We start from the raw sequence: 23700 nt of genomic DNA, 5'->3' as shown, positions 1-23700 counted from the left end.
GTCATCACCACGCTCGACTTCCCGAAGGGCTTCCTCTGGGGTGCCGCCACCGCCGCGCACCAGATCGAGGGCAACAACGTCAACTCGAACTGGTGGGTGCACGAGCACGAACCAGACACGACCATCGTCGAGCCCTCCGGTGACGCCGCCGACAGCTACCACCGGTACCGCGAGGACATCCGCATCGCCGCAGACCTCGGGCTGAACTCCTACCGGTTCAGCATCGAGTGGGCTCGCATCGAGCCCGAGCGCGGGTTCGTCAGCCGCGCGGAGGTCGACCACTACCGCCGCATGGTGGAGACGTGCCACGAGTTCGGTGTCGAGCCGATCGTCACGCTCATGCACTTCACCGTGCCGCGCTGGTTCGAGCGCGACGGCTTCTGGCGCGCCCCCGACGCCGCTGACCTGTTCGCGCGCTACACCGAGGCCGCGCTCCCGGTCGTCCAGGACGGCGTCCGCTACGTCTGCACGATCAACGAGCCGAACATCGCCGCGATGCTCGCCGGTGGTGAGGACGCGTCGAACCTGGTCGCCTACGGGCTGCCGAACCCGGACCTCGGCGTGGCCGACGCGCTGCTCGCCTCGCACAAGCGCTCTCGTGAGGTCCTCTCGCAGGTCGACGGCATCCAGAGCGGCTGGACCATCGCGACGCAGGCCTTCAGGTCCAACGGCGAGCCCGGCGCCGACGAGATGCTCCGCGAGTACGGGTACCCGCGCGACGACTGGTACCTCGAGAACGCCGCGGGCGACGACTTCCTCGGCGTGCAGGCGTACACCCGCACCTTCATCGGGCCGAACGGCCCGCTGCCCGTCGCGGACGACGTCGAGACGACCCTGACGGGCTGGGAGTTCTACCCCGACGCCTCGGCCGACGGGCTCCGCAGCGCGTGGGAGCTCTCCGGGCACGTGCCGCTGATGATCACCGAGAACGGCATCGCCACCGCGGACGACTCCCGCCGCATCGCCTACACGCAGGGCGCCCTCGAGGGGATCCACGCCTGCATCGCGGACGGCATCGAGGTCCTCGGGTACCAGCACTGGTCGCTGCTCGACAACTACGAGTGGGCGTCGGGCTTCCGCCCGACCTTCGGCCTCGTGTCGTGGGATCCGGTGACGTTCGCCCGGACGCCGAAGGACTCGGCGCGCTGGTACGGGCGGGTCGCCGCCGCCAACGCGCTCACGGTCTAGAAGGCGACTGCCTGGAGGCGCGACCCGCGTAATCACGCGGGCCGCGCCTCCAGTCAGTCGCCCTGGTGCGTCGTGTCGTTGGCCGGCCGGTCGAACCAGGCCAGGAGGATCTCCTCCGCGCGGCGTGCGCCGCGCTCGTGGGCGATGTCCATCGCGGTCCGCCCCTCGGCGTCCTCGACCCGGACGTCCGCGCCGCGCTCGAGCAGGGCCTCGGTCGTGCCCCGGTTGTCGAACCAGACGGCGGCGTGCAGCGGGGCGAAGCCCCATCGGGGGTCGACCTCGTCGATGCCCGCCGGGTCCGTGCCGATGCCGTCGAGCGCCAGCGAGAGCCCGCCGACGTCACCGTGCGCCGCCGCGCGGACCGCGGGGGTGGCCCACTCGACCCAGCCGTCCGGGACCAGGCCGTACCAGCCGTGCGCGGGGCGTGCCTCCAGGGACGACCAGTCCTCTTCGTCGACCGGACGCACCTCGATCACGACGTCGCGGAAGTGGATCGCGAGCTCGCCGGTGGGGGAGACCAGCAGGCGGAGCTCCCAGACGTCGGCGTCGACGTGCGCGAGCTCGCCGCGGGAGACGTGCACGTCGCCCGCGAGCAGGTCGAGGGCCTCGGTGTCGGACGGATCGAGGACGGCACGGTCGAAGCGCAGCGAGACCCGTGCGTGGTTCCAACGGCGCCAGAGCCCGTCGGGGGTGTCGAGGACCTCGTCGTTGCGGATGATGAACGCGGCGTGCACGGTGTGGGTCGGCGTCGCGTCGACCCCGGCGTCGCCGTGACGGCCGGCCTCCTCGATGCGCCAGCTCTGGACGCGGGCCTCGTTCCACGTGACGGACGCGAGCGCGGCCACGGAGGGCGGGGCGTCGGTCACCAGGCGCGCGAGGTGCTCGGGGTATCCGTCGACGTCCTCGAGGGAGACGTACCCGACGGCGGGCCAACCCACTCGACTCCATCGCACAGGGTGAGCGTAGCGGGTCGAGTGATCCGGAGGGGACTCGCAGGTCGATGTACATGTGAAATGTTGAAGTGCGGCAACAACTTGTGTCTAGGGTCGATGCATGCGTCGACTCCCGCGTGACCCGCTCGCCTTCCTCTGGTCGAGGGTTCGTATGCTCGCCGCCGGCCTCGACGCACGGTTCGGACGTGCGTCGCTCGTGGCGCCGGGTGGCCCCGTCGTCTCGTTGACGAGCTTCGATCCACGACTGCGGTCCGCGCACCTGACCATCGCGTCGATCGGTTGTGGAAGGGTGCGGCCCGCACGGATCATCCTCTGGCTGGACGAGCTCGACCACGTCGCGATGCCCGTCCCGACCCTGGCGCGACTCCGGCGCCGCGGGCTCGAGTTGCGGCACTGTGTGGACCACGGACCCCACAAGAAGTACTTCCCGTACGTGTCGTCGGTCGCGCACCACACCGTGCCGATGGTGACGGCGGACGACGACGTGCTCTACCCGCGTCGGTGGCTCGAGACCCTGCTCGCCGATCACCTCATCCGCCCTGATGCCGTGTTCGCCCACCGGGTCAACCGGATCACGGTGCGTGCGGGCCGGGTCGAGCCGTACGTCGCATGGGAGCGCGCGCTCGATCGTCGGGTCACGCCCCGGAACTACGCCGTCGGCATCAAGGGGGTCCTCTACCCGCCGCGGCTGCTCGACGCCCTCCGTGACGCGGGTGACGGGTTCGTCGGCGTCGCTCCGGGATCGTCGGACACCTGGCTCCACCACCGGTCACTCGCCGCGGGAGTGGTCACGCTCCCCACGCTGGCGCTGCACGGTCGCGGGTTCACGCCCATCCGTGGTGTCGCTCGAGCCCCAGCTCTCTTCGAGCAGAACGTCGACGCCGGGCGGAACGACCGGGTGCGGGCCGCGCTGCTCGCACCGGATCAGGTCCGGGCGATCGTCGAGGACGACTGGGAATCGATCGCGACCGCTTGTCGAACTGCTATGTGAAATGTAACATGGGGGCATCGCCCTGACTCTCTGAGGACTCCATGTTGCTGCTGTTGGCCGTCGCTTCGGTCGCCGTGATCGCCGTCCTGACCGCTCGGCGCCCGGTCGCCGCGGTCGCTGCGGTGCTCGTCCTGACCACCGCTCTGCCCTACGGTGTGGCCCAATCGGTGTTCGGATCGTCCTGGCACCCGGCGACCCTGCTCACGCTCGCCGTCGTGGTCGTCCAGGTGATCGCCCGACCCGGCCTCGTCGCGGCCACCGCAGCGCGCATGACGGGCGTGCTGTCGGCGCTCGGGGGGTTCCTCGCGATCGCGTTCGTCACCTCGTACCTCACGGGCCGGACCGGCAGCATCGGAACGCTCGTCCTGCAGGTCCTCGCACCCCTCGCCCTCCTGGTGGTGATCCGTGCAGCCGTCACACGGGACCACCGGGCCGGTCACCGGCTCGCCCGGGTCCTCGTCGCGGTCGGTGTCGCCCAGGCGCTCGTCGTCATCGGCGTGTTCACCGGCCTCGTCCCGCAGCCGTGGCGCACGTTCGTCGAGTCGAGCCGGTGGTGGGCCGTCGACCCCACCCGGATGGTCGGGACGCTCGAGCACCCCCTCGTGGCAGCGCTGTGGATGACCGCCGCGGTCCCGTTCGTCGCCAGCATCCGGCGCGCCTGGCTGCAGTGCACGGTCGTGCTCGTCCTGGTCGGGGCGGTGGCGCTCACCGGCTCGCGGCTGAGCCTCGTCATCGCCGCCGTGTCCGCCGTGGTCGTGCTGTTCCGGTCCGATGCGCACCTGTTCGTCAAGGTCGTGTCCGTCGCGAGCGTGTTCGCCGGCGGCGCGGCGCTCCTGCTCGGCTCGGCGGGTGCGACGGTCTCCGAGCGGTTCGCCGACGACGGGGGGTCCGGCTCCGTGCGGGCCGAGGTCCTCGAGCTCTTCGGGACCGTCTGGCAGCAGACGGTCGTCGTGGGGCGCGGCTTCGGCGCGAGCGAAGAGGTCACGCGCAACGCGCTGATCGGGGCGACGTTCGAGAACCCCGTGCTCATGTACATCGTCGACTTCGGCGGGATCGCGACGCTGCTCTTCTTCGGTGCCCTCGTCGTCATCGCCCTCGGGGCGCCGGGCGCGACGCGCCTGCCCGGTGGGCGCCTGGCGGCGGTCGGCGTGCTCGTCGCGGTGCTGGGCTTCAACTCGCTGAGCACCAACGCGGCCGTCGGTCCGCTGTTGTTCGTGGTCCTCGCCCTGGCCGCCCCCGTCCTCGCCGTGCCCGTCCCGCGACCGACCGATCGGGTCGCCGCCGTCCACCACCTCCACCCCCTCCGAGCGGAGCGCTTCGCATGAGCATCGTCCGAACCCTCGTCCGCGCCGTCGTCGACCAGACCGCCTGGGCGCTGCGCAACCGGTTCTCCCGACGGCCGATCACGGGCGACGGCGACGTGACCGTGAGTCTCACGAGCTTCGGTCGACGCGCCCGCTGGGTGCACCTCACGATCGAGTCCGTGGGAGCTGGGAGCGTCCGAGCCCGACGCGTCGTGCTCTGGCTCGACGACGCAGCGCTGCTCGAGCACCCGCCCGCGACGCTCCGTCGCCTGGCCCGGCGCGGACTCGAGATCCGTCTGACCGACGACCTCGGTCCGCACAAGAAGTACCAGCCGGCGATCCGCGCCGGCGTCGACGGGCCGCTCGTGACCTGCGACGACGACGTGCTGTACCCGGCGGAGTGGCTCGAGATGCTGCTCCTCGCGCACTCCGAACGCCCGCACGCCGTGCTCGCACACCGTGTGAACCGGATCACGGTCTCCGACGGCGAGATCTGCCCGTACGACCGTTGGGCGCGTGCCGCGGACCTCGTCCCGACACCGCGGAACTTCGCGACCGGGGTGAAGGGCGTGCTCTACCCGGAGCAGATGCAGCGGCACCTCGTCGACGCCGGAGACGGGTTCTGCGCCGATGCGATGTTCGCCGACGACGTCTGGCTGCACCACGTCGCGCTCCGCAACCGCGTCAGCGTCCTGCCCGTCCTCGGCCTGGCGGTCGACGCCGTGCGACCGGTCCGCTTCGCACGCAGCGGTCGGGCCCTCGCGACCCAGAACGTCCACGGCGGCGGGAACGACCGGGCGATCCGGACCGTCTACGCCGCCGATGAGCTCCGTGCGCTGATCGCGGACGACTGGGAGCAGATCGAACACGCCCCGCAACCCGTCGGTGAACCGGCGTGAGCTCCCGCGGCGGCAACGTTCTGATCGCCCTCGTCGGCAACGCGTTCGCCCCGCTCGCATCGATCGCGACGGCGCCGATCCTCGCCCACGCGCTCGGGGTGACGGGTCGTGGTGAGGTCGCCGCGGCGACAGCACCCCTGCTGCTCGCCACGGCGCTCGCGACGTTCGGTGTCCCGGCGGCCGTCACCTACACGGTCGCGCGTTTCCCCGGGGCAGCCCGTCGGGTCGCTCGACGTGGCGCGCTCGTGCTCACGGGGACCGGGGCAGTCGTCGCGGCGGCGATCGTGGTCCTCCGCGGGTTCTTCGCCGGGGGAGACCCGACCATCGGTGCCCTCGTGGTCCTCGCTGCGGCCGCCCTCGTGCCGACCTTGCTCGTGGCGCTCCTGCAAGCCGTCGCGGCCGGAGCGCACCGGTGGCGCCTGGTCACCGCCGAGCGAGGGACCACCGCCGGGGTGCGGCTCGGCGCACTCGGGGCCCTCGCCGCTCTGGGCGGTCTCGACGTCCGGAGTGCGGTCGTCGTGTTGGCCGTCGCGCCGCTGTTCGGCGCACTCGCCTACCTGCCGCTGCGATCCGGTGCCGCTCCGCAGGACACCGAGGCAGACCGCGCGAGGACCCGGACGCTGGTGTCCTACGGCTCGCGGGTGTGGGTGGGGTCGATCGCCGGCATCCTGCTCACCCGGCTCGACCAGGCGCTGCTGACACCGCTGTCCGGTGCGGTGGAACTGGGCCTGTACGTGGTCGCCGTGAACGTCGCGGACATCCCGCTCGTCGTCAGCAACGCCGTGCGCGACGTCTCCTTCTCCGCTGACGCCGCCGACGGTGACGACGCACGGATGCTCCGCGCCTCCCGGTTGTCGACCGTGACGACGGTCCTCGTCTCGGCCGCTCTCGCAGCGAGCGCGCCGTGGTGGCTGCCGCTCGTCTTCGGTGCGGAGTTCCGGGCCGCGCTCCCCGCCTGTCTCGTCCTGCTCCTCGCGACGGCGGTCGGCGCACAGGGGACGCTCGCGGGCGTCACGCTGAGCGCACGCGGGGCGCCGGGCCGCCGGAGCCTCTCCCTCGCCGTCGCCTGTGTGGTGAACCTCGTGCTCGTGGTGCTGCTCGTGCCGTCCCTCGGCGCTGTCGGTGCGGCGATCGGCACCGTGGTCGGGAACGGACTCTCGAGCTCGCTCAACATCGTCCAGGTCTGGCGACGGCACAGCATCCGGCCGGTCGACTTCTACGGACTCCGACGGAGCGACCTCGCTCCCGTGCGCGCGCTCATCACTCGGAAGCACCCGCGCGCCGGGATCAAACACAACATGTGAAGAACTGCGCGATCTCCTCGGTCGGCCCATAGCGTGAGGCACCACCTCTCCACTGAGCCCCCGAGGAGCCGCGATGCCGCTGCAGGACCAATGCCCACCGGACCGATCCGACGACGGGATCGCTCGTCCACGACGACGAACGGTGCTCGCCGGTGCGTTCGGCCTGGTGCTCGCCGGCGCAGGGTTCGCCGGGGTGTCCCGCGCGGGCGTCCCGATCGCTCGCGCGGCGACCGGCCGCTCCTTCTACGTCGACCCCGCCGGTGACGACACCGGCGACGGCCTCACGACCGCACGCCCCTGGCGCACGCTCACGCGCGTGAACGCGGCGATCGCCGCGGGCGGGATCACGTCGGGCGACACGGTCCGCCTCCGCCGCGGTCGAACGCACTTCGGCATCCTGCGCCCCGGTCAGATCGGCGGGCTCACCGTCGAGTCCTGGGGCGACGACCCCACGGCACCCCTCGTCACCACGTACACCTTCGTCGATCAACCGGCTTCCTGGCATGCGCTCGGTGACGGCCGCTGGTCGCTCGACCTCCAGCTCCGCCGTGCTGCCGAACTGCGGAACGGGTACGTCAGCTCCTGGAGCACCGAGATCGGGTTCCTGCGTGTCGACGGCGTCATCCACGGCGACCGGAAGCGGACGGCGTCCGCGCTGACGGCACCCTGGCAGTTCGTCTCGAGCGGCAGCACGCTGGTCGTGCAGTGCCCCGAGAACCCCAGCGCCGGCGGTCGAACGGTGTGGATGGCCACGGCCGAGCCCATCCTCGAGGGACGGTCAGGGGTCACGGTCCGCGACCTCGCGTTCGCCGGCACCGGCCGCAACGCGGTGCAGACCGCCACCTCGGTCCCCGTCCAGGGGTTCGCCCTCAACGGCTGCACGATCTCCGAGGTCGGCGGCGGGTACGGCTCCGACGGCGCGTCCCGGTTCGGGAACGGGGTCCAGGTGTGGAGTGGTGCCCGGGACGTCGATGTCGTCGGGAACACGATCACGGACTGCTGGGACGTCGGGCTCACGATCCAGGGCCCCGTCCCCGCTCAGGTCTCCGCGTTCCGCGACATCGTGTTCGAGAGCAACACCCTGCACCGGAACATGCAGTCCTTCGAGTACTGGTCCACCGGGACGCGTACTGCGGAGAACGACGCGTCGACCTGCACGGTGCGGGGCAACGACTGCCACGACGCCGGCGCGAGTTGGAGCGCGAACCTGCGTCCCGATCGACTCGGCAAGGGAACGCACCTGCTGTTCTACCGTGACGACGTGCACACCCAGATCACGATCCAGGGGAACACGTTCGACCGTGCGACGAACAACTACCTGTACGCGAACCCTGGCCTGCCCAGCGGACTCGTCAGCCGCGAGAACTCGATCCGCCTCGATCGGGCGACCAAGTTGCAGTTCGGCGCTGCCGAGACGGTGATGGAGAGCTCGACGTGGATGCGGCGGACGGGACTCGAGTCCGACTCGCGCTTCTTCCTCGCCTGATCAACACAGCACGATCGACGCAGGGCGGTCGCGGGGCACGTGGCTCCGCGACCGCCTCAGTGCCCTGATCGGAGTGGCGCTGCGGCCGCGAGCAGCCCGCTGACGAGGGCGTCGACGCGGGCATCGATGCACTCGACCTCCGTGGCGGCCCGCTCCAAGAGCGCACGACGCTCGGCGGGGTCGAGAGCGCTCGACCACGAGGCGGCACGGGCCGGCAGCCCGACGGAGTGGAGGTAGTCGCGGTACTTGAAGGCGACGTGCGCCGGATGTGGTGTGCGCAGGGAGACGAGGGTCGCCGGCGTCCTGAGCGCGTGCGCGAGGATCACACCGTGCATGCCCGCGCTCAGCACGTGGTCGGCGCTCGCGATCTCGTCGATCATGTTGCGTGGAGCGAGCGTCGGCGGCAGCACTCGGATGCCTGCCGCACGAGCGTCCCTGATGCGGGAGCGCTCGCTCGCGCTCCGGTAGGACAGGAAGTGGGTGACGAGCACGGTGCCGGCACGCGCGCGTCGCCGCCGCGGCACGGCGCGGACGATCAGGCCGGGATCGCCGAGCGGCGTGTTGTCGGGCAGCCCCAGCGCAGCTCGGGCGTGCGGCCCACGGATGGCGAGCACCCGGCCGGCGATGCGCGCGGCGTCCGGTCCGGAGATCTCCGACGTGTGCACGCCTGTGCCCCAGATGCGGCCGGTGCCCCCGTGTCGGAGGTACGGCACGAGGATGCTGCCGACGGCGACCACGTCCTCGCGGCCGAGTGGTGCCCACTGGACTCGGCGCCCGGTCGCTTCCTCGAGGACGAGCGCGGAGAGCTCGTCCCCGTGGTTCGTGCCGGCACGGGCGATCGGGAGTGCCAGACGGCTCCATGCTGCGCCGTTGTGGCGCAGTTCGGACAGCATGGTGCGGGGATCACGGCGCGGCGACCACCAGAAGGCGCGGAGCGGCGAGCTCATCGGACTGCCTCCGCGATCCCGGTCGGCTCGGACGCGTCCAGGTCACGCTGCCGTCGTCCGCGCCGTTCGGATCGCTGGTCGGTCACGACCTCTGCGTCCCGTCCGTAGTAGCGGCCGTAGGCGCCCGCGTACCCCTGGCGCGTCCGCAGCGGAGCTTTGCTCATGACAATGCCGAGTACGCGCGCGTCGACCCGCTCGAGCCGGTCGAGCGCCGACCGCAGCTGGGTGGTGCGGCTCTGCCGGGCGGCGGCGACGACGACGGCGCCGGAGGTCAGCTGGGCGAGGACGGCCGCGTCCGTCACCGGGAGGAGCGGAGGTGCGTCGAGCAGGACGTAGTCGAACTGTGCGGACAGCAGCTCCAGCAGCGCACGCATGGCGGGTGATCCGAGCAGTTCGCTCGGGTTCGGGGGAATCCGCCCGGCGGGCAGGACGGACAGTGCGGTGCGACCCCAGGGCTGCAGGACGTCGTCGAGCTCCGCACGGCCGATGAGGAGGTCGGTGAGGCCGACTGCGCTCTCGACACCCATCACCTCGGCGGTGCGTGGACGGCGGAGGTCCGCGTCGACGAGGGCCACCTTCGCCCCGGTCTCGGCCAACGCGACGGCCAGGTTGGCGGTCGTGGTGGTCTTCCCCTCCGATGGCATCGCCGACGTGACGACGAACGTGCCACCACCCGACGCGAGGTCGACGAACTGCAAGTTGGTCCGCAGCGTCCGGTAGGCCTCGGCCAGCGGGTTCCGGGGATCCGCTCGGACGATGAGCGGCTCCTTCCGGACGTTCGGGTCGGCGCCGATCGTGCCGAGCATCGGCGCGTCGGTCGCCGTGCCGATCTCGCGCGGACCGTGCACTCGCGTGTCCAGGACGGACCGGAGCACGGCGAGCCCGAAGCCGACGATGAGCCCGACGATGGCGCCGACGGCCATGTTGAGGTTCCGGTTCGGTCCGGACGGAGCAGTCGGGACGACCGCCTGCTGCACGGGCGAGACGCTCACGAGACTCGCCGCACCCGGGGCCGGCGTCTCGAGTCGCTCGACGACCTTCGTGAAGCTCGCACCGACGGCGTCGGCGACGCGGGCCGTCTCGGCTGCGGACGGCCCGCTCACCGCGATGGTGACGACGACGGTGTTCGTCGAGATCGTCGTGCTGACCGAGCGGGCGAGTCGCGCGACGGTCGTGTCGAGTCCGAGCTCGTCGATGACGGGCTGCAGAACGCTGCCCGTCCCGACGATGTCGGCGTACGAGCGGACCTTCTGTTGCGCGGCGGAGTTGCCCTGTGAGACGTCGGTCGCCGATGCGGCGTCGCCGGTGCGGACCGCGACGAAGAGTTTCGTCGCCGAGGTGTACTCGGGTGCGGTCGCCACCGTGGCGCCGAAGCCGGCCGCGGCACCGAGCAGCAGGCCGGTGACGATGACGAGCCATCCCTTGCGCAGGGTCTTGACGAGGTCAGAGGGCTCCATGTCTGCACGCTCCTGATCAGTTCGAGTCGTTGGGTTCGGGTCTGAACCGTTGCGGTGTACGACGCTCAACATATCACATTGTAGTACAATGGACGAGACCTGACCGAACGGAGCACCCGATGCCGTCCAGTGCCGAGCGCTCGACCTTCCGCCACGACGTCCACGGCCTCCGTGGCGTGGCGGTGTCGCTCGTCGTCCTCGACCACGTCCACTTCCTGGCCACCGGGGGCTACGTCGGCGTCGACGTCTTCTTCGTCATCTCCGGGTTCCTCATCACCGGGCACGTCCTCGCCGAGCTGGAGCAGCGGGGGCGCATCGACCTCGTCGCGTTCTGGGGCCGACGCATGCGTCGGATCCTGCCGGCGGCGCTCGGCGTCGCGCTCGTCACCTTCGTCGCATCGGTGCTGCTGATGCCGCCGCTCCTCGGGTCCGGTCTGGTCCGGATGGTGATCGCCGTCGCCGCGTACGTGCCGAACCTTCAGCTCGCGGCCGACGGTACCGACTACCTCGCCGAGACCTCCCCGTCCCCGTTCCAGCACTACTGGTCGCTGGGCGTGGAGGAGCAGTTCTACGTCCTCTGGCCCGTGTTGCTGCTCGTCGGCTGGCTGGTGCTCCGGTCCGTCCGGCGGGTCGGCTGGGTGGTCCTCGGTGTCGTGGTCGTGTCGTTCGTACTGTGCGTCGCGGTCGCCGGGGTGTCCCAGCCGTGGGCGTTCTTCTCGCTCCCGACGCGGGCGTGGGAGCTCGCGGTGGGCGGGCTCGTGGCCGTCCTCCTGCGTCGCGGTGTCGCCGTTCCTCGATCCGGCGGTGCGCTCATGGCGTGGGTCGGACTCGCCGGCATCCTGGTCGCGGGCTTCGCGTACGACGCGTCGACCCCCTACCCGGGCGTGGCGACCCTCCTGCCCGTCCTCGGTGCAGCGGCTCTCGTCCTTGGCGGAGCAGGCGGCAGCTCATGGGGGCCGGTCGCCCTGTTCCGCAGGCGCCCCCTGCAGTTCCTCGGCACGATCTCCTACTCCCTGTACCTCTGGCACTGGCCGCTCCTCGTCATCCCACAGGCGGCCGTCGGCCTCCGCGACCCGCTCCCGGCGTGGGTCGCCGTGCTCGAGGTCGCTGCCGCCCTCGGACTCGCCGTCCTGACGCACCGCTTCGTCGAGGAGCCGTTCCGCCGCGCGCGCTGGACGGTGCTCCGCGGCCGTCGTCGCAGCATGGCACTCGGCGCCCTCGCATCGGTGACGGTCGTCGGCGTCGCCCTCGCTGCGCTCCCAGTCCTGGAGGCGCGCCCCACCTCGACCACGCGGGTCGCCTCCGCGGTCACTCCCTCAAGTTCGCCCGTCTTCACCGGGTACGTGCCCGAGAACCTGGCACCGTCGCTGCGCGACGCCGCGAGCACGGCGTCGACGATGCACGTGAACGGCTGCCACGTCGCCGACCGCGACGACACGACGATCCACGCCTGCGTGATGGGCGATCCGGACGGGGCGCTCACCGTCGCGCTCGTCGGCGACTCGCACGCGGCACACTGGTTCCCGGCGCTCGAACGGTGGGCAGAGCACCGCGGTGGCGTCCGTCTGCTTGGGTACTCGAAGGCGGGCTGTCCCGTGACGGACGTCTTGATCCGGAACGCGGGCGTGCCTTTTGCGGCGTGCGAGACGTGGCGGGAGGCTGCCCTCGAGCGGCTACGAGCCGAGCGTCCGGACGTCGTCCTCGTCTCGAACTCGAGCCGGCTACCGTTCGCTGAGCCGGGCCCCCGGGTTGCGGCGTGGAGCAATGGCATGGAGCGACTCTTCGACGACCTTCCTCCATCGTCTCGCGTCGCTGTCATCGCGAACACGCCGCAGTTCGAGGAGAGCGTTCCCCGCTGTCTCTCGGCGAATCTGGACGACACCGCGGCGTGCGCTGCTGCGCGCGATGTCGCTGTCGACACCGACTGGATCGCTGCCGAACGGGCCGTCACCGAGCGCCGCGGTCACGGGTACGTCGACCTCACCGACTGGTTCTGCGATGCGGAGCGCTGCGGTGCCGTCCAGGGTGACGTCCTGGAGTTCCGCGACCATTCGCACCTGACGACCGCATGGGCCCGGGAGCTGTGGTGGGAGTTCGGGGGAGCTGTCGACAGCGCGCGCTGACGACCGAGCGAACAGAAAGGGCGTGCACCGTGTTGGTGCACGCCCCTGTTGCTGTCCGCGGACGTCAGTCCTTGGCGACCTTCTGGACGAAGTTCTGCCCGCCGCGGTCGTCGATGTTCGCCGGCTTCTCAACCTGCCAGAGGACGTCGTTCCCGCTCCCCGAGACGATCACCGTGTCGGCGGTCTCCACGACGACCCTGGTCAGGCCGCCGGTCACGGTGAGCTCCTTGACGTCCCCGAGGTGCACGATCGCGTTGTTGGCGCTGACCACGACGGTCGCGCACGCACCCGCGAGGGTGACCTCGTGGTTCGACTGCCCGATGGTCGCCTTGCCGTCCTTGCAGGCGACGTCGGCCTTGGCCTCCGGTGTGCGGACGTCCTTCGCGGACATCGGCGCTGTCGGCGTCGTCTTCCCATCCGGCGTGGTCTCTGTGTCCGGGGCGCCGGAGCACCCGGCGAGAGTGAGCAGTGCGGCGGCGCCGGTGATGAGGGCGATGAGGGGCTTCGAGTTCATGAGATGACCTTTCGTGTGTGATGTCATTGTACATGTCAAATATCAATCATGCGATGCCCGTGAGATGCCGAACGGCCGGCATCGCGAGGTGCGATACCGGCCGTTCAGGTGGTGCGGGAGGAACTCGTTACGAGGCGTTGCGATCGATCGAGAAGTTGATCTTGATCTCGCTCTTCTGACCGTCCTTCTCCTGCTTCACCGTGAGGCCGGTGTAGGTGCCGCCCCTCGCGAGGTCGATCAGGGCCTCGAGGGAGAAGTCGCCGTCCTGGTTGGCGGTGCCGGTCGCGACGGTCGTCTTGGACGAGCCGACCGTGATCGTGGCACCGGGGGTGGCCTTGCCGACGAAGGTCGGCCGGACGGTCGTGACGACCTCGCCGTCCGTCGGCTTCGAGACCGTGATCGGTCGCAGGCTGTCGCTGCCCTCGGCGTCACGAGCCACCGAGAAGGTGACCGTGGTGCTCGACGTCGCGCCGTTCTTCTCCTGCTTGACCGTGAGGCCGGTGTAGGTGCCGCCCCTCGCGAGGTCGATCAGGGCCTCGAGGGAGAAGTCGCCGTCCTGGTTGGCGGTGCCGGTCGCGACGGTCGTCTTGGACGAGCCGACCGTGATCGTGGCACCGGGGGTGGCCTTGCCGACGAAGGTCGGCCGGACGGTCTGGACGACCTCGCCGTCCGTCGGCTTCGAGACCGTGATCGGGTCGAGCTGCTCGGCACCGGCGTCACGGGCGACCGTGAAGCTGGACGTCGTGGTGCTCGTGCGGTCGTCGGTGGTGGTCTGACGGACCGTCAGGCCGGAGTACGTGCCGCCCCGTTCGAGATCGCGGTTCGTCGTCGCGGTCCACTTGCCGTCCTTGTCGGCTTCACCCTCAGCGATGGTCACGCGGGACGAACCCACGGTGATCTTCGCGAACGGGGTCGCCGTGCCCTCGAAGACCGGGCGGAGGGTATCCACCGTGCTGTTCTGCTCAGGAGCGGTCAGCACGAGCGGCTTGATCGCGGACGCCTTGCTCGACACGACGAACGCTGCCGCGGTGGTGTTCGTCTTGCCGCCCTTCGCCTGAGTCGCAGTGAGGTTGTACGTGCCGCCCGCCTCGAGGTCGCGGTCGGTCGTGGCTGTCCAGTTTCCCTTCGCGTCAGCCGTCGCCGTCGCGATGGTGGTGCGGGCCGAGCCGACGGTGATCTCCGCGAACGGGGTCGCCGTACCCTGGAACACCGGTCGGAGCGTGTCGACGACGGTCAGGCTGCTCCCGCCCTGCTCCGGAGTCGTCACCGTGATCGGCGCGGTAATCGGGTTGTTCACGGTGATTGCGTGCCGGATCGTGGACGAGTCGCCCTTGGTTGGGATCTGGTCGACGTAGAAGTTGTAGTCACCGTTCGCCAGACGGATGCCCGACGTCAGCTCCCACTTGCCGTCCTTCACGACCGCGCGGCCGAGTTCAGTGACGGAGCCGCGGACGATGACCGTCGCGCCTTCGTGCCCGGTTCCGGTGAATGTCGGGTAGTTGTTCTCCGTGATCGAGCCTGCATCCGGGGAGACGACCTTGACCGGGACGACGTTGACCGTCGTGCTGATCGAGAACGACGCGGTGGCGGTCGAGACGTCACCGTTGGCGGCGGTCTGCGTCACACGGAGGTTGTACTTGCCGTCCGCCAGATCGACGTTCGCCGGGACGGACCACTTGCCGTCCGTGACGGTGGTGGTCGCGACGACCCGCGAGCTGCCACGGATCTCGATCGTGGCGCCGTTGTCACCGGTGCCCTCGAAGACCGGGCGAGCCGAGTCGACGACCGCACCCTGCTTCGGAGCGGTGACCGCGACCGGGACGGCCGGGTCGGCGCTCTTCGCCACGGTGATCGCCGAGTTGCCGACGACGCTGAACGACCCGAGGTTCGTCGCCCCGTCGACGGTGAAGCCGAGGTTGCGGGTACCGACCGCGGCGTCCTTCGCCGCGTCGAGCTTGCCCGTCCAGCGAGCCTCGGAGTCGGCCGCGAACGCGGTACCAGCCGCGATCGACCCGGTGAAGGTCCGGCCGTCATCTGACACCGTGCCGGTGACGTCGAGGCCAGGCGTCGTGACCCAGCTGCCGTTCGCCGTCTTGTACGCGCCGGTGAACTTCGTCATGTCGGAGGCGAAGGTCGTGCCGGCAGGAGCGGTGAGGACGACCCGCGTGGTGCCCTCGAGCGTGGTCGCCGTGTCGGCCTGCATGCCGAACGCGACGTCCTCCTCGGAGCCCTGGGCGATGGTGGTGGGGTGCCCGATGCCGTCGGCGAGGAAGCCGCCGTTCTCGGCCGGGGCCGGTGCGGCGGTCTTCGTGGAGCCACCGGCAGCGAAGGTGCCCTTGTTCGAGTCACCCGTGACCGTGTAGCGGAGGGTGTCCGAGATGGCGTCGCCGGTCGTCGGCGTGTTCACCGAGATGCCCCAGCGGATCTCGCCGTTCTTCGGGAACGTGATGCCCGAGTCCGAGCTCCAGTCGTAGGTGTACTTCGTGCCGTCGGACGAGAGCGTGCCGCCGGACAGCTTGAGCCGCTGCGTCTCGACCCAGCTCCCGGTTGCCGACTTGTACGAGCCGATGATCTCGTCCTGGTCCGCGGTGAAGATGGTGCCCTCGGGTGCGGTGAACGTGACCTTGCCGCCGTTCACGGAGTGGAAGTCCTCGGTGACGTTGACGTGCCCGAAGACGTCCGTGCCCGTACCGCGGTTCAGGACGGTGTCGGGGCCGTGCCCATCTGCGAGGACGTCGACGATGGTCACGACGACGTTTGCCTGGTCGGTCTTGGTGTTTCCGTCCCACTGCTCGACGGTGATGGTGTTCGCACCGACGTTCAGTCCGGAGACCACACCTGTCCATGCACCGACCTGGCCGACGGTGGCGATCGTCGTGCCGTTGACCTTGACCTGCGAGCCCGGCGTTCCGAGGCCCGCGAGGGTCGCTTCACGCTTCGCGTTGTCGACGGAGTTGACCTCGGCGGTGAACTCCGCCGGCGCAGCGGTGACGGTGACGGCGGTGTTGCCGGAGAACGAGAACGCACCGAAGTTGGTCGTGCCCGCCCCGGAGAACGCCATGTTCTGCGTGCCTGCGGTGGAGCCGGCGACGACGTCGATGCCCCAGCGGATCTGGTGCCCGTCGTGCAGCGCGAAGCTCGAGCCCGGCGTCGCCATCCGGCCCGTGAACTGCGTGCCTGCCGCGTTCACCGTGCCGGTCATCGTGAGCGAGGTGCTGCTGGCCCAGGAGCCGCCGGAGGGCTTGTACTCACCGGTCAGGCTGGTCTGGTCAGCGGCGAACTTGCTGCCGCTGGGCGCATCGACCGTGATCGTGGTGTTCGTCATGGACGTCACCGTGCTGTTCGCCGCGGCGCCGAAGTGCACCGTCCGACGCTCGGTGGCCGGGATGGTCGCCGGGAACCCGACGCCCGCCGAGGCGAATCCGCCGTTCGGCGCCGGGCTAATCGGTGACAGGTCGCCGACCATCGTCCATCCCTTGGCGTCCGCCGTCAGGCCGTAGTAGGTCGTGTTGCCGCTTGAGAATGGTGTTGTGCCGCCGACAAACGATCCTGAGTACGTTTGCAGCTTTCCGTTCTTGAGCCTGAACTTTGAACCGTTCAGCCCGCAGTTGTAGTAGGGCATGACGAGTGGAGGACCGTAGGAGGTGTGCAGTCCAACGCATCTTTCGTCACGATCACCGAACTGGAACCAGCCGTCGCTCGTTTCGCGCGGCGTAAACCGAGCGGCTGCAGCGATGGCTGCGCTCTCGCTCGAATGAGTCGCGTACCAGTACTGGTTCGTGATGACGCCCTCGCGCTCCTTCACACTGAAGAACTTGCCTCCGTCCTTGAAGATGAGCGGCATCGGCGCGAGCGCTTGCGTGGCCGACTTCGCCTTGGACTCGGGGGCCGCCACGGCCGCAGCCGAGCCGAAGCTCAGCCCCGAGACGACCGTCGCCGCTGCGAGTGCAGCCGCTCCGACGCTCTTGAGTGTTTTGCGCATGGTTGTACTTCCTGTGAGGGCACCGTCGTCAGACGTGTCGGGAGGACGGTGCGATCGAGAGGGGAGGTCTCGACCACGCGGCAGAGCGCTGCAGGCCGATACGTCAATACTAACATGCAAAATATTGCAAACGAAAGGGGCAACTGCGTTAGGGTGCCGCGATCGAGAACCTGCGTCGTTCAGACGCAACTTTCAGCTCCCAGAGTTGACGTGCCTCCAGTCCGGAGTAGAGTTGAGTCCATCGGACGCAAGTCCGCAGACTTCAGCAAGACCCGCACCAACAGAAGGAGCACCCACACATGGGACGTGCAGTAGGCATCGACCTCGGAACCACCAACTCGGTCGTCAGCGTGCTCGAGGGCGGTGAGCCCACCGTCATCGCGAACGCCGAGGGCCTCCGCACCACGCCGTCGATCGTCGCCTTCACCAAGGACGGCGAGGTGCTCGTCGGCGAGACCGCCAAGCGCCAGGCCGTCACGAACGTCGACCGCACCATCGCCTCGGTCAAGCGCCACATCGGCACCGACTGGACGACGGACATCGACGGGAAGAAGTACACGCCGCAGGAGATCTCGGCGCGCATCCTCGGCAAGCTCAAGCGCGACGCCGAGCAGTACCTCGGTGAGGACGTCACCGACGCGGTCATCACCGTGCCGGCGTACTTCAACGACGCCGAGCGCCAGGCCACGAAGGACGCCGGTGAGATCGCCGGCCTCAACGTCCTCCGCATCATCAACGAGCCGACCGCCGCTGCGCTGGCGTACGGCCTCGACAAGGGCAAGGAAGACGAGCTCATCCTGGTCTTCGACCTCGGTGGCGGCACGTTCGACGTCTCCCTGCTCGAGGTGGGCAAGGACGACGACTTCTCGACCATCCAGGTCCGCGCGACCTCCGGTGACAACCGCCTCGGTGGTGACGACTGGGACCAGCGCATCGTCGACTACCTGATCAAGAAGTTCAAGGACGAGCACGGCGTCGACCTCTCGACCGACAAGATCGCGAAGCAGCGCCTCAAGGAAGCTGCCGAGCAGGCCAAGAAGGAGCTGTCGAGCCAGCTCAGCGCGAGCATCCAGCTCCCGTACCTGACGCTCACGGCCGACGGTCCGCTCAACCTCGACGAGACCATCTCGCGCGCCCAGTTCGAGCAGATGACCTCCGACCTGCTCGACCGCACGAAGAAGCCGTTCAACGACGTCATCAAGGAAGCCGGTGTCTCGGTCAACGACATCGCCCACGTGGTGCTCGTCGGTGGCTCGACCCGCATGCCTGCCGTGGCCGAGGTCGTCAAGTCGCTGACCGGTGGCAAGTCCCCGAACCAGGGCGTCAACCCGGACGAGGTCGTCGCCGTCGGCGCGGCGCTGCAGGCCGGTGTCCTGAAGGGCGAGCGCAAGGACGTCCTGCTCATCGACGTCACGCCGCTGTCGCTCGGCATCGAGACCAAGGGCGGCCTGATGACGAAGCTCATCGACCGCAACACCGCGATCCCGACCAAGCGGAGCGAGACCTTCACGACCGCTGACGACAACCAGCCGTCGGTCGCGATCCAGGTCTTCCAGGGCGAGCGCGAGTTCACCCGCGACAACAAGCCGCTCGGCACCTTCGAGCTCACCGGCATCGCGCCGGCTCCCCGTGGCGTCCCGCAGGTCGAGGTCACGTTCGACATCGACGCCAACGGCATCGTGCACGTGTCCGCGAAGGACAAGGGCACCGGCAAGGAGCAGTCGATGGTCATCTCCGGTGGCTCGTCGCTGCCGAAGGAGGACATCGAGCGCATGGTCCGCGAGGCCGAGGAGCACGCGGCCGAGGACAAGGCCCGTCGTGAGGCGAACGAGCGTCGCAACCAGGCCGAGCAGCTCGTCTACTCGATCGAAAAGCTCATCAAGGAGAACGACGAGAAGCTCCCCGCGGACGTCAAGTCCGAGGTGCAGGCCGACGTCGACGCGCTCAAGTCGGCACTCGCGGGTGAGGACGAGGACGCCGTGAAGACGGCCTTCGACAAGCTCAACGAGTCGCAGGGCAAGCTCGGCCAGGCCATCTACGCCCAGCAGGACGCTGGTGCTGCGGCCGGTGGCGAGCAGCCCACCGCCGACGGCCAGGCACAGGCGGACGACGAGGACATCGTCGACGCCGAGGTCGTGGACGACGAGGACGACAAGGACAAGAAGTAGATGACGGACCCCAAGGACAACGTCCCCAACGAGGACGAGCCCCAGGTCGAAGGGGACGCCACCAACGCGGAGCAGCCGGAGGACCTCATCGAGGCCGAAGGCCCCGACGTCGAGGTCCCGACAGACGCGCCGGCGGGGGGTGCCACCGACCTCTCCCCGGAGGACGAGGCACTCCTGGCCGACGCCGCCCGCGGCATCGCCGAGGACAAGCTCAGCACCGAGGACCGCGACCTGGTCGCCGAGATGCGTGCGGACATGCTCCGTGCGCAGGCCGAGCTGGTGAACTTCCGGAAGCGCGTCGAGCGTGACCGAGAGGCGAACCGCGAGGTCGCGATCGCGGAGGTCGTGCGTGCACTCCTCCCGGCGCTCGACGACCTGACCCGCGCCGAGGCGCACGGCGACCTCACCGAGGGCCCCATGCAGGTCATCGGTCAGAAGATCCGCGGCGGCTTCGAGAAGTTCAAGCTCGTGCAGATCGGCGAGAAGGGCGAGTCCTTCGACCCGAACGTCCACGAGGCGATCGTGCAGCTCCCGACACCGGGCGCCACCGGCCAGACCGTGGCGGACGTCGTCGAGCCGGGCTACAAGCTCGGTGAGCGCGTCCTCCGTGCGGCCAAGGTCGCGGTGGCGGTCCCGGCCTGAGCGCGGGGAGGAGGTAGGGATTCATGGCCAGTCAGGACTGGTTCGACAAGGACTTCTACAAGGTCCTCGGCGTCGACAAGACGGCGAGCGACGCTGAGCTGAAGAAGACCTACCGGAAGCTCGCGCGGCAGTTCCACCCGGACTCCAACCCGGGGGACGCCGCCGCGGAGAACCGCTTCAAGGAGATCAGCGAGGCGTACTCGGTGCTCTCCGACAAGGAGCAGCGCCAGGAGTACGACCAGGTCCGCGCCATGGGCTCTGGTGCCCGCTTCACCGCGGGTGGCCCGGGCCAGGGCGGCGGCTTCGAGGACGTCTTCGGCGGCATGTTCAACCAGGGCGGGGGCGGACAGCGCGTCCGTTTCGGCCAGGGCGGGGCAGGCGGCGGCGGCTTCGAGGACATCCTCGGCGGGATGTTCGGCGGCGGGGGTGGCTTCGGCCAGTCCTCCGGCGGGTACCGCGGCTTCGGTGGACCGACGAAGGGCCGGGACGTCTCCGCGACGACCACGCTCGACTTCACCACCGCGATCGCCGGCGACACCGTCAAGCTCTCGCAGGGCAACGGCCGCCCGGTGAACGTCCGCATCCCCGCTGGTGTCGCCGACGGTCAGAAGATCCGTCTGCGTGGCCGTGGCGAACCGTCGCCCGACGGCGGTGAGGCCGGTGACCTCGTGGTCACCGTCACCGTCCGCAAGCACCCGGTGTTCGAGCGCGACGGGCAGAACCTCCGGCTGGACGTTCCCGTGACGTTCGTCGAGGCAGCGCTCGGCGCGACGATCGAGGTCCCGACGCTCGGCGGTTCCACCGTCAAGCTGAAGGTCGCACCCGGCATGCCGTCGGGCCGCGTCCTCCGCGTCAAGGGCCGTGGTGTCACGACCAAGAACGGGACCGGCGACCTGCTCGCCACCGTCCAGGTCGCGGTGCCGTCGCACCTGTCGGACAAGCAGCGGGAGGCCGTCGAGGCCCTCGCCGAGACCCTGCCCGACGAGAACCCCCGCGAGGACCTCCTCGCCAAGGCGCGCAGCTAGCGCTGCGCACCACCAGCAGTAGACCCGGCCTGGAGGCACGGCGCGGCTCCGTCAGGAACGCGCGCCGTGCCTCCAGGCTGGTTTTCACCACCACGCGGACGACGGAAGGAACGCGCCATGACCGACATGGACGAGAACTCGCCCGTCTTCGCGATCGCGATGGCGGCCGAGCTCGCCGAGATGCACCCGCAGACGCTGCGGCAGTACGACCGGCTCGGCCTGGTCGTGCCGGGCCGCACGCGCGGCGGCTCGCGCCGGTACTCGATGCGGGACGTCGCCCAGCTGCGCGAGATCGCGCGGCTCGGGTCCGAGGGCGTCTCGCTCGAGGGCATCCGCCGCGTGCTCGAACTCGAGAACGAGAACCGCGCGCTGCGAGCGCGCGTGAGCGAGCTGGAGACGGCCCTCGCCGACCAGCTCATCAACCGGCCGGGAGCGCGCGTGTTCGCCGCCTCGGCCACTGGCGGTGCTGTCCCCCTGCGCGCGGGGATGCGCCCACAGCGGAACACGCAGATCGTGCTGTACCGCGGGCCGCGCTGACAGCGACCCGCCCGCTGATCGGTACGCTTGCGCCGTGCCACCGGACTTCGCCGACTTCTTCCGCCGCCGTGACGACGACGCCGCGGACCTCATCGCGATCGACGGCACGGACCGCTTCATCCTCGACGAGGCCCCGCACGTGCACGGCGACGCCCTCCGGCAGCCGGGCGAGGTCGCGGTCGTCGACGATCGCTACGGGGTGCTGACGCTCGGCGCCATCACGGTCCACGGGGCCTCGGACGTCCGGGTCGTGCAGGACTCCCTCGTCGGCGTGCGCGCGCTCGAGGCGAACGCCGGCACGTTCGGCCGCCGCGGCTTCCACCACCCGGATTCGCTCGAGCAGGCGTTCCGCGACGTGCGACTCGTGCTCCTGCGGCTCTCGAAGTCGAACGACCGGCTCGACGAGATCGCCCGCGCCGTCGCACGGTTCGCCTCGCCCGACGTCGTGCTGCTCTGCGGCGGGGTGTCGAAGCACATGAACCTGTCCCAGAACGACGTCCTGCGCCGGTACTTCGGCGACGTCACCGCGTCCCGGGGTCGTGGCAAGTCGCGGCTCCTCATCGCGCAGGACCCGCTCCGCGCCTCGGCCACCCGGGCGGACGCCACGAACCCCTGGCCTCGGTCGGTGCACGTCGACGACCTCGGGATGACCCTCGTCGCGCACGGCGGCGTGTTCGCCGGGACCTCGCTCGACCAGGGCACGCGGGTGCTGCTCGAGGCGATGGACGCCGCGGTGCCGACCGCCCGGGTCGCAGTCGACCTCGGGTGCGGCAACGGGGTCATCGCCGCGGCCATCGCCCGGCGTCGTCCGTCGCTCAAGGTGATCGCGACGGACGTCTCCGCGATCGCGGTGGCCTCGACCCGTGCGACGGCCGAGGCGAACGGCGTGGCGGACCGGGTCGAGGTCCTCCGCACCGACGCTGGTGACGAGCTCGCCGAGGGTTCCGCGCAGCTCGTGCTCTGCAACCCGCCCTTCCACGCGGACACCACGGTGACCACCGACGCGGCCGAGGCGATGTTCCGGAACGCGGCCACGATCCTCCAGTCCGGCGGTGAACTGTGGTGCGTCTGGAACTCGCACCTGCGGTACCGCCCCGTGCTGGAGCGGCTCGTCGGGTCGACGCGCGAGGTGACGCGGACGCCGAAGTTCACCGTGACGGCGTCGCGGCGGGCGTAGCGCGGGCGGCGTCCAGGCCTGTCCACAGGGTGCGCGCGGAGTGCGCGCAGAAACGACGAATGCGCACGGCGGACCGTGCGCATTCGTCGTCGGGTGAGCGGTTCACCCGCCCGGCGTCAGACGACCAGGATCAGGCCGGGACGTAGTCGAACGTGTCCGGGTCCGGACCCGTCCGGTGGCCCTTGTCGAGGCCGGAGATGTCCGTCATGTCCTCGCCGGAGAGCTCGAAGTCGAAGATCGCGAAGTTCTCCTCGACACGGGCACGCGTGACCGACTTCGGGAAGACGATGTCGCCGCGCTGGATGTGCCAGCGGAGCACGACCTGCGCCGGGGACTTCCCGTGCGCCGACGCGATGCGCGTGATGGTCTCGTCGTCGAGCACGAGGCCCTGGGCGATGGGGGACCAGGCCTCGGTCGCGATGCCGAGGTCGGCGTTCGCCTGGCGCAGCGACTCCTGCGTGAGGTACGGGTGCACCTCGATCTGGTTCACCGCCGGGGTGATCGTGGTCTCGTCGCGGAGGCGGTGCAGGTGGTGCGCCTGGAAGTTCGAGACGCCGATGCTGCGGGAGGTGCCGGCGTGGTAGAGCTCCTCGAGGGCCTTCCACGTGGGGACGAAGTCCGACACGGTGGGCAGCGGCCAGTGGATGAGGAACAGGTCGGTGTAGCCGCCGAGCAGGTCGGCCGACTTCTTGCCGTTCTCGAGGGCCGTCGACGGCTCGTGGAAGCCGTTGTTGAGCTTCGAGGTGACGAAGATCTCCGAGCGGTCGATGCCGGACTCGGCGATGGCCTCGCCCACCTCCTTCTCGTTGCCGTACATCTCGGCGGTGTCGATGTGGCGGTAGCCGACCTCGAGCGCGGCCAGGGTGGCGGCCTTCGTCTCGGAGGGGTCGATCTGGAAGACGCCGAAGCCGAGCTGCGGGATGGTCTTGCCGTCGTTCAGGGTGATGTTCGGAACGGTCATGGTGTCATGCAACCAAACGGTCCCCAGGAGCCATTCCGGGAA

At 70.0% G+C, this 23700-nt stretch carries 18 protein-coding genes; 12 read left to right on the top strand and 6 right to left on the bottom strand.

What is annotated here, in order from left to right:
- Window positions 1-3: 3 nt before the first annotated feature.
- Complete coding sequence (locus CRP27_RS17135) at window positions 4-1188, top strand: glycoside hydrolase family 1 protein (RefSeq protein WP_097181825.1); 1185 nt, start codon at window positions 4-6, stop codon at window positions 1186-1188.
- A gap of 53 nt (window positions 1189-1241) precedes the next feature.
- Here the strand turns inward: CRP27_RS17135 and CRP27_RS17130 are convergent, their stop codons facing one another.
- On the bottom strand, window positions 1242-2141 hold the full coding sequence (locus CRP27_RS17130) for a hypothetical protein (protein ID WP_141399812.1): 900 nt from the start codon (window positions 2139-2141) through the stop codon (window positions 1242-1244).
- Window positions 2142-2241: 100 nt separating this feature from the next.
- Here CRP27_RS17130 and CRP27_RS17125 point away from each other — a divergent pair, with 100 nt between their 5' ends.
- The 5 genes from CRP27_RS17125 to CRP27_RS17105 all read left to right on the top strand — a co-directional run bounded on the left by CRP27_RS17125 (window position 2242) and on the right by CRP27_RS17105 (window position 8125).
- Window positions 2242-3132, top strand: a complete 891-nt coding sequence (locus CRP27_RS17125; RefSeq protein ID WP_141399811.1) for a hypothetical protein — start codon at window positions 2242-2244, stop codon at window positions 3130-3132.
- Between the two features lie 41 nt (window positions 3133-3173).
- Window positions 3174-4457, top strand: a complete 1284-nt coding sequence (locus tag CRP27_RS17120; protein ID WP_097181822.1) for a hypothetical protein — start codon at window positions 3174-3176, stop codon at window positions 4455-4457.
- Window positions 4454-5335 carry a glycosyltransferase gene (locus tag CRP27_RS17115; protein WP_097181821.1) on the top strand — a complete coding sequence of 294 codons (882 nt, stop codon included), beginning with the start codon at window positions 4454-4456 and terminating at the stop codon, window positions 5333-5335. The genes CRP27_RS17120 and CRP27_RS17115 overlap by 4 nt, the downstream gene beginning before the upstream one ends.
- The gene (locus tag CRP27_RS17110) at window positions 5332-6639 is read left to right on the top strand and encodes a lipopolysaccharide biosynthesis protein (RefSeq protein WP_097181820.1); all 1308 of its coding nucleotides are present in this window, start codon (window positions 5332-5334) and stop codon (window positions 6637-6639) included. Before CRP27_RS17115 ends, CRP27_RS17110 begins: the two co-directional genes overlap by 4 nt.
- A gap of 73 nt (window positions 6640-6712) precedes the next feature.
- Window positions 6713-8125, top strand: coding sequence for a right-handed parallel beta-helix repeat-containing protein (locus CRP27_RS17105; protein ID WP_141399810.1), 1413 nt, complete (start codon window positions 6713-6715; stop codon window positions 8123-8125).
- Between the two features lie 56 nt (window positions 8126-8181).
- On the opposite strand, the gene CRP27_RS17100 is transcribed toward CRP27_RS17105, so the two are convergent.
- Together CRP27_RS17100 and CRP27_RS17095 are read right to left on the bottom strand one after the other, a co-directional pair.
- Window positions 8182-9072, bottom strand: coding sequence for a hypothetical protein (locus CRP27_RS17100; RefSeq protein ID WP_097181818.1), 891 nt, complete (start codon window positions 9070-9072; stop codon window positions 8182-8184).
- A complete protein-coding gene (locus tag CRP27_RS17095) occupies window positions 9069-10529 on the bottom strand; it encodes a polysaccharide biosynthesis tyrosine autokinase (protein WP_176505664.1) in 1461 nt (486 codons plus the stop codon). The genes CRP27_RS17100 and CRP27_RS17095 overlap by 4 nt, the downstream gene beginning before the upstream one ends.
- A gap of 119 nt (window positions 10530-10648) precedes the next feature.
- Here CRP27_RS17095 and CRP27_RS17090 point away from each other — a divergent pair, with 119 nt between their 5' ends.
- Window positions 10649-12652: an acyltransferase family protein gene (locus tag CRP27_RS17090; RefSeq protein ID WP_097181816.1), complete on the top strand. Its 2004-nt coding sequence runs from the start codon at window positions 10649-10651 to the stop codon at window positions 12650-12652.
- A gap of 64 nt (window positions 12653-12716) precedes the next feature.
- On the opposite strand, the gene CRP27_RS17085 is transcribed toward CRP27_RS17090, so the two are convergent.
- Window positions 12717-13166 (bottom strand): DUF3060 domain-containing protein, encoded by a 450-nt coding sequence (locus CRP27_RS17085; RefSeq protein ID WP_176505663.1) that lies wholly within the window; start codon window positions 13164-13166, stop codon window positions 12717-12719.
- A gap of 127 nt (window positions 13167-13293) precedes the next feature.
- Window positions 13294-17148, bottom strand: a complete 3855-nt coding sequence (locus CRP27_RS17080) for an Ig-like domain-containing protein (protein WP_141399809.1) — start codon at window positions 17146-17148, stop codon at window positions 13294-13296.
- A 299-nt stretch (window positions 17149-17447) separates the two neighbouring features.
- Between CRP27_RS17080 and dnaK the strand changes: the two genes are divergently transcribed.
- The 5 genes from dnaK (at window position 17448) to CRP27_RS17055 (ending at window position 22697) form a co-directional block, all read left to right on the top strand.
- Window positions 17448-19316, top strand: a complete 1869-nt coding sequence (dnaK, locus tag CRP27_RS17075) for a molecular chaperone DnaK (protein WP_097181813.1) — start codon at window positions 17448-17450, stop codon at window positions 19314-19316.
- Window positions 19317-19958, top strand: coding sequence for a nucleotide exchange factor GrpE (locus CRP27_RS17070; protein WP_097181812.1), 642 nt, complete (start codon window positions 19317-19319; stop codon window positions 19956-19958).
- Between the two features lie 23 nt (window positions 19959-19981).
- Entirely contained in the window at window positions 19982-20983 is a 1002-nt protein-coding gene (locus tag CRP27_RS17065; RefSeq protein ID WP_097181811.1) for a DnaJ C-terminal domain-containing protein, read from the top strand.
- Between the two features lie 126 nt (window positions 20984-21109).
- Window positions 21110-21520, top strand: coding sequence for a heat shock protein transcriptional repressor HspR (locus CRP27_RS17060; protein WP_097181937.1), 411 nt, complete (start codon window positions 21110-21112; stop codon window positions 21518-21520).
- Window positions 21521-21554: 34 nt separating this feature from the next.
- A complete protein-coding gene (locus CRP27_RS17055; protein ID WP_097181810.1) occupies window positions 21555-22697 on the top strand; it encodes a class I SAM-dependent methyltransferase in 1143 nt (380 codons plus the stop codon).
- 130 nt (window positions 22698-22827) lie between these two features.
- Here the strand turns inward: CRP27_RS17055 and CRP27_RS17050 are convergent, their stop codons facing one another.
- Window positions 22828-23658 carry an aldo/keto reductase gene (locus CRP27_RS17050; RefSeq protein ID WP_097181809.1) on the bottom strand — a complete coding sequence of 277 codons (831 nt, stop codon included), beginning with the start codon at window positions 23656-23658 and terminating at the stop codon, window positions 22828-22830.
- Between the last annotated feature and the right edge of the window lie 42 nt (window positions 23659-23700).

This window comes from Curtobacterium sp. 314Chir4.1 (genome assembly GCF_900215175.1).
Taxonomy (GTDB): Bacteria; Actinomycetota; Actinomycetes; order Actinomycetales; family Microbacteriaceae; genus Curtobacterium; species Curtobacterium pusillum_A.
This window is presented reverse-complemented; position numbering and strand designations above follow the sequence as displayed.

Excerpts from the sequence above, each read along its gene's own strand:
- CRP27_RS17125 (WP_141399811.1), top strand. The coding sequence starts at position 2,242 with ATGCGTCGACTCCCGCGTGACCCGCTCGCCTTCCTCTGGTCGAGGGTT.
- CRP27_RS17120 (WP_097181822.1), top strand. The coding sequence starts at position 3,174 with ATGTTGCTGCTGTTGGCCGTCGCTTCGGTCGCCGTGATCGCCGTCCTG.
- CRP27_RS17115 (WP_097181821.1), top strand. The coding sequence starts at position 4,454 with ATGAGCATCGTCCGAACCCTCGTCCGCGCCGTCGTCGACCAGACCGCC.
- CRP27_RS17105 (WP_141399810.1), top strand. The coding sequence starts at position 6,713 with ATGCCGCTGCAGGACCAATGCCCACCGGACCGATCCGACGACGGGATC.
- CRP27_RS17100 (WP_097181818.1), bottom strand. The coding sequence starts at position 9,072 with ATGAGCTCGCCGCTCCGCGCCTTCTGGTGGTCGCCGCGCCGTGATCCC.
- CRP27_RS17095 (WP_176505664.1), bottom strand. The coding sequence starts at position 10,529 with ATGGAGCCCTCTGACCTCGTCAAGACCCTGCGCAAGGGATGGCTCGTC.
- CRP27_RS17090 (WP_097181816.1), top strand. The coding sequence starts at position 10,649 with ATGCCGTCCAGTGCCGAGCGCTCGACCTTCCGCCACGACGTCCACGGC.
- CRP27_RS17085 (WP_176505663.1), bottom strand. The coding sequence starts at position 13,166 with ATGAACTCGAAGCCCCTCATCGCCCTCATCACCGGCGCCGCCGCACTG.
- CRP27_RS17080 (WP_141399809.1), bottom strand. The coding sequence starts at position 17,148 with ATGCGCAAAACACTCAAGAGCGTCGGAGCGGCTGCACTCGCAGCGGCG.
- dnaK (WP_097181813.1), top strand. The coding sequence starts at position 17,448 with ATGGGACGTGCAGTAGGCATCGACCTCGGAACCACCAACTCGGTCGTC.
- CRP27_RS17070 (WP_097181812.1), top strand. The coding sequence starts at position 19,317 with ATGACGGACCCCAAGGACAACGTCCCCAACGAGGACGAGCCCCAGGTC.
- CRP27_RS17065 (WP_097181811.1), top strand. The coding sequence starts at position 19,982 with ATGGCCAGTCAGGACTGGTTCGACAAGGACTTCTACAAGGTCCTCGGC.
- CRP27_RS17060 (WP_097181937.1), top strand. The coding sequence starts at position 21,110 with ATGGACGAGAACTCGCCCGTCTTCGCGATCGCGATGGCGGCCGAGCTC.
- CRP27_RS17050 (WP_097181809.1), bottom strand. The coding sequence starts at position 23,658 with ATGACCGTTCCGAACATCACCCTGAACGACGGCAAGACCATCCCGCAG.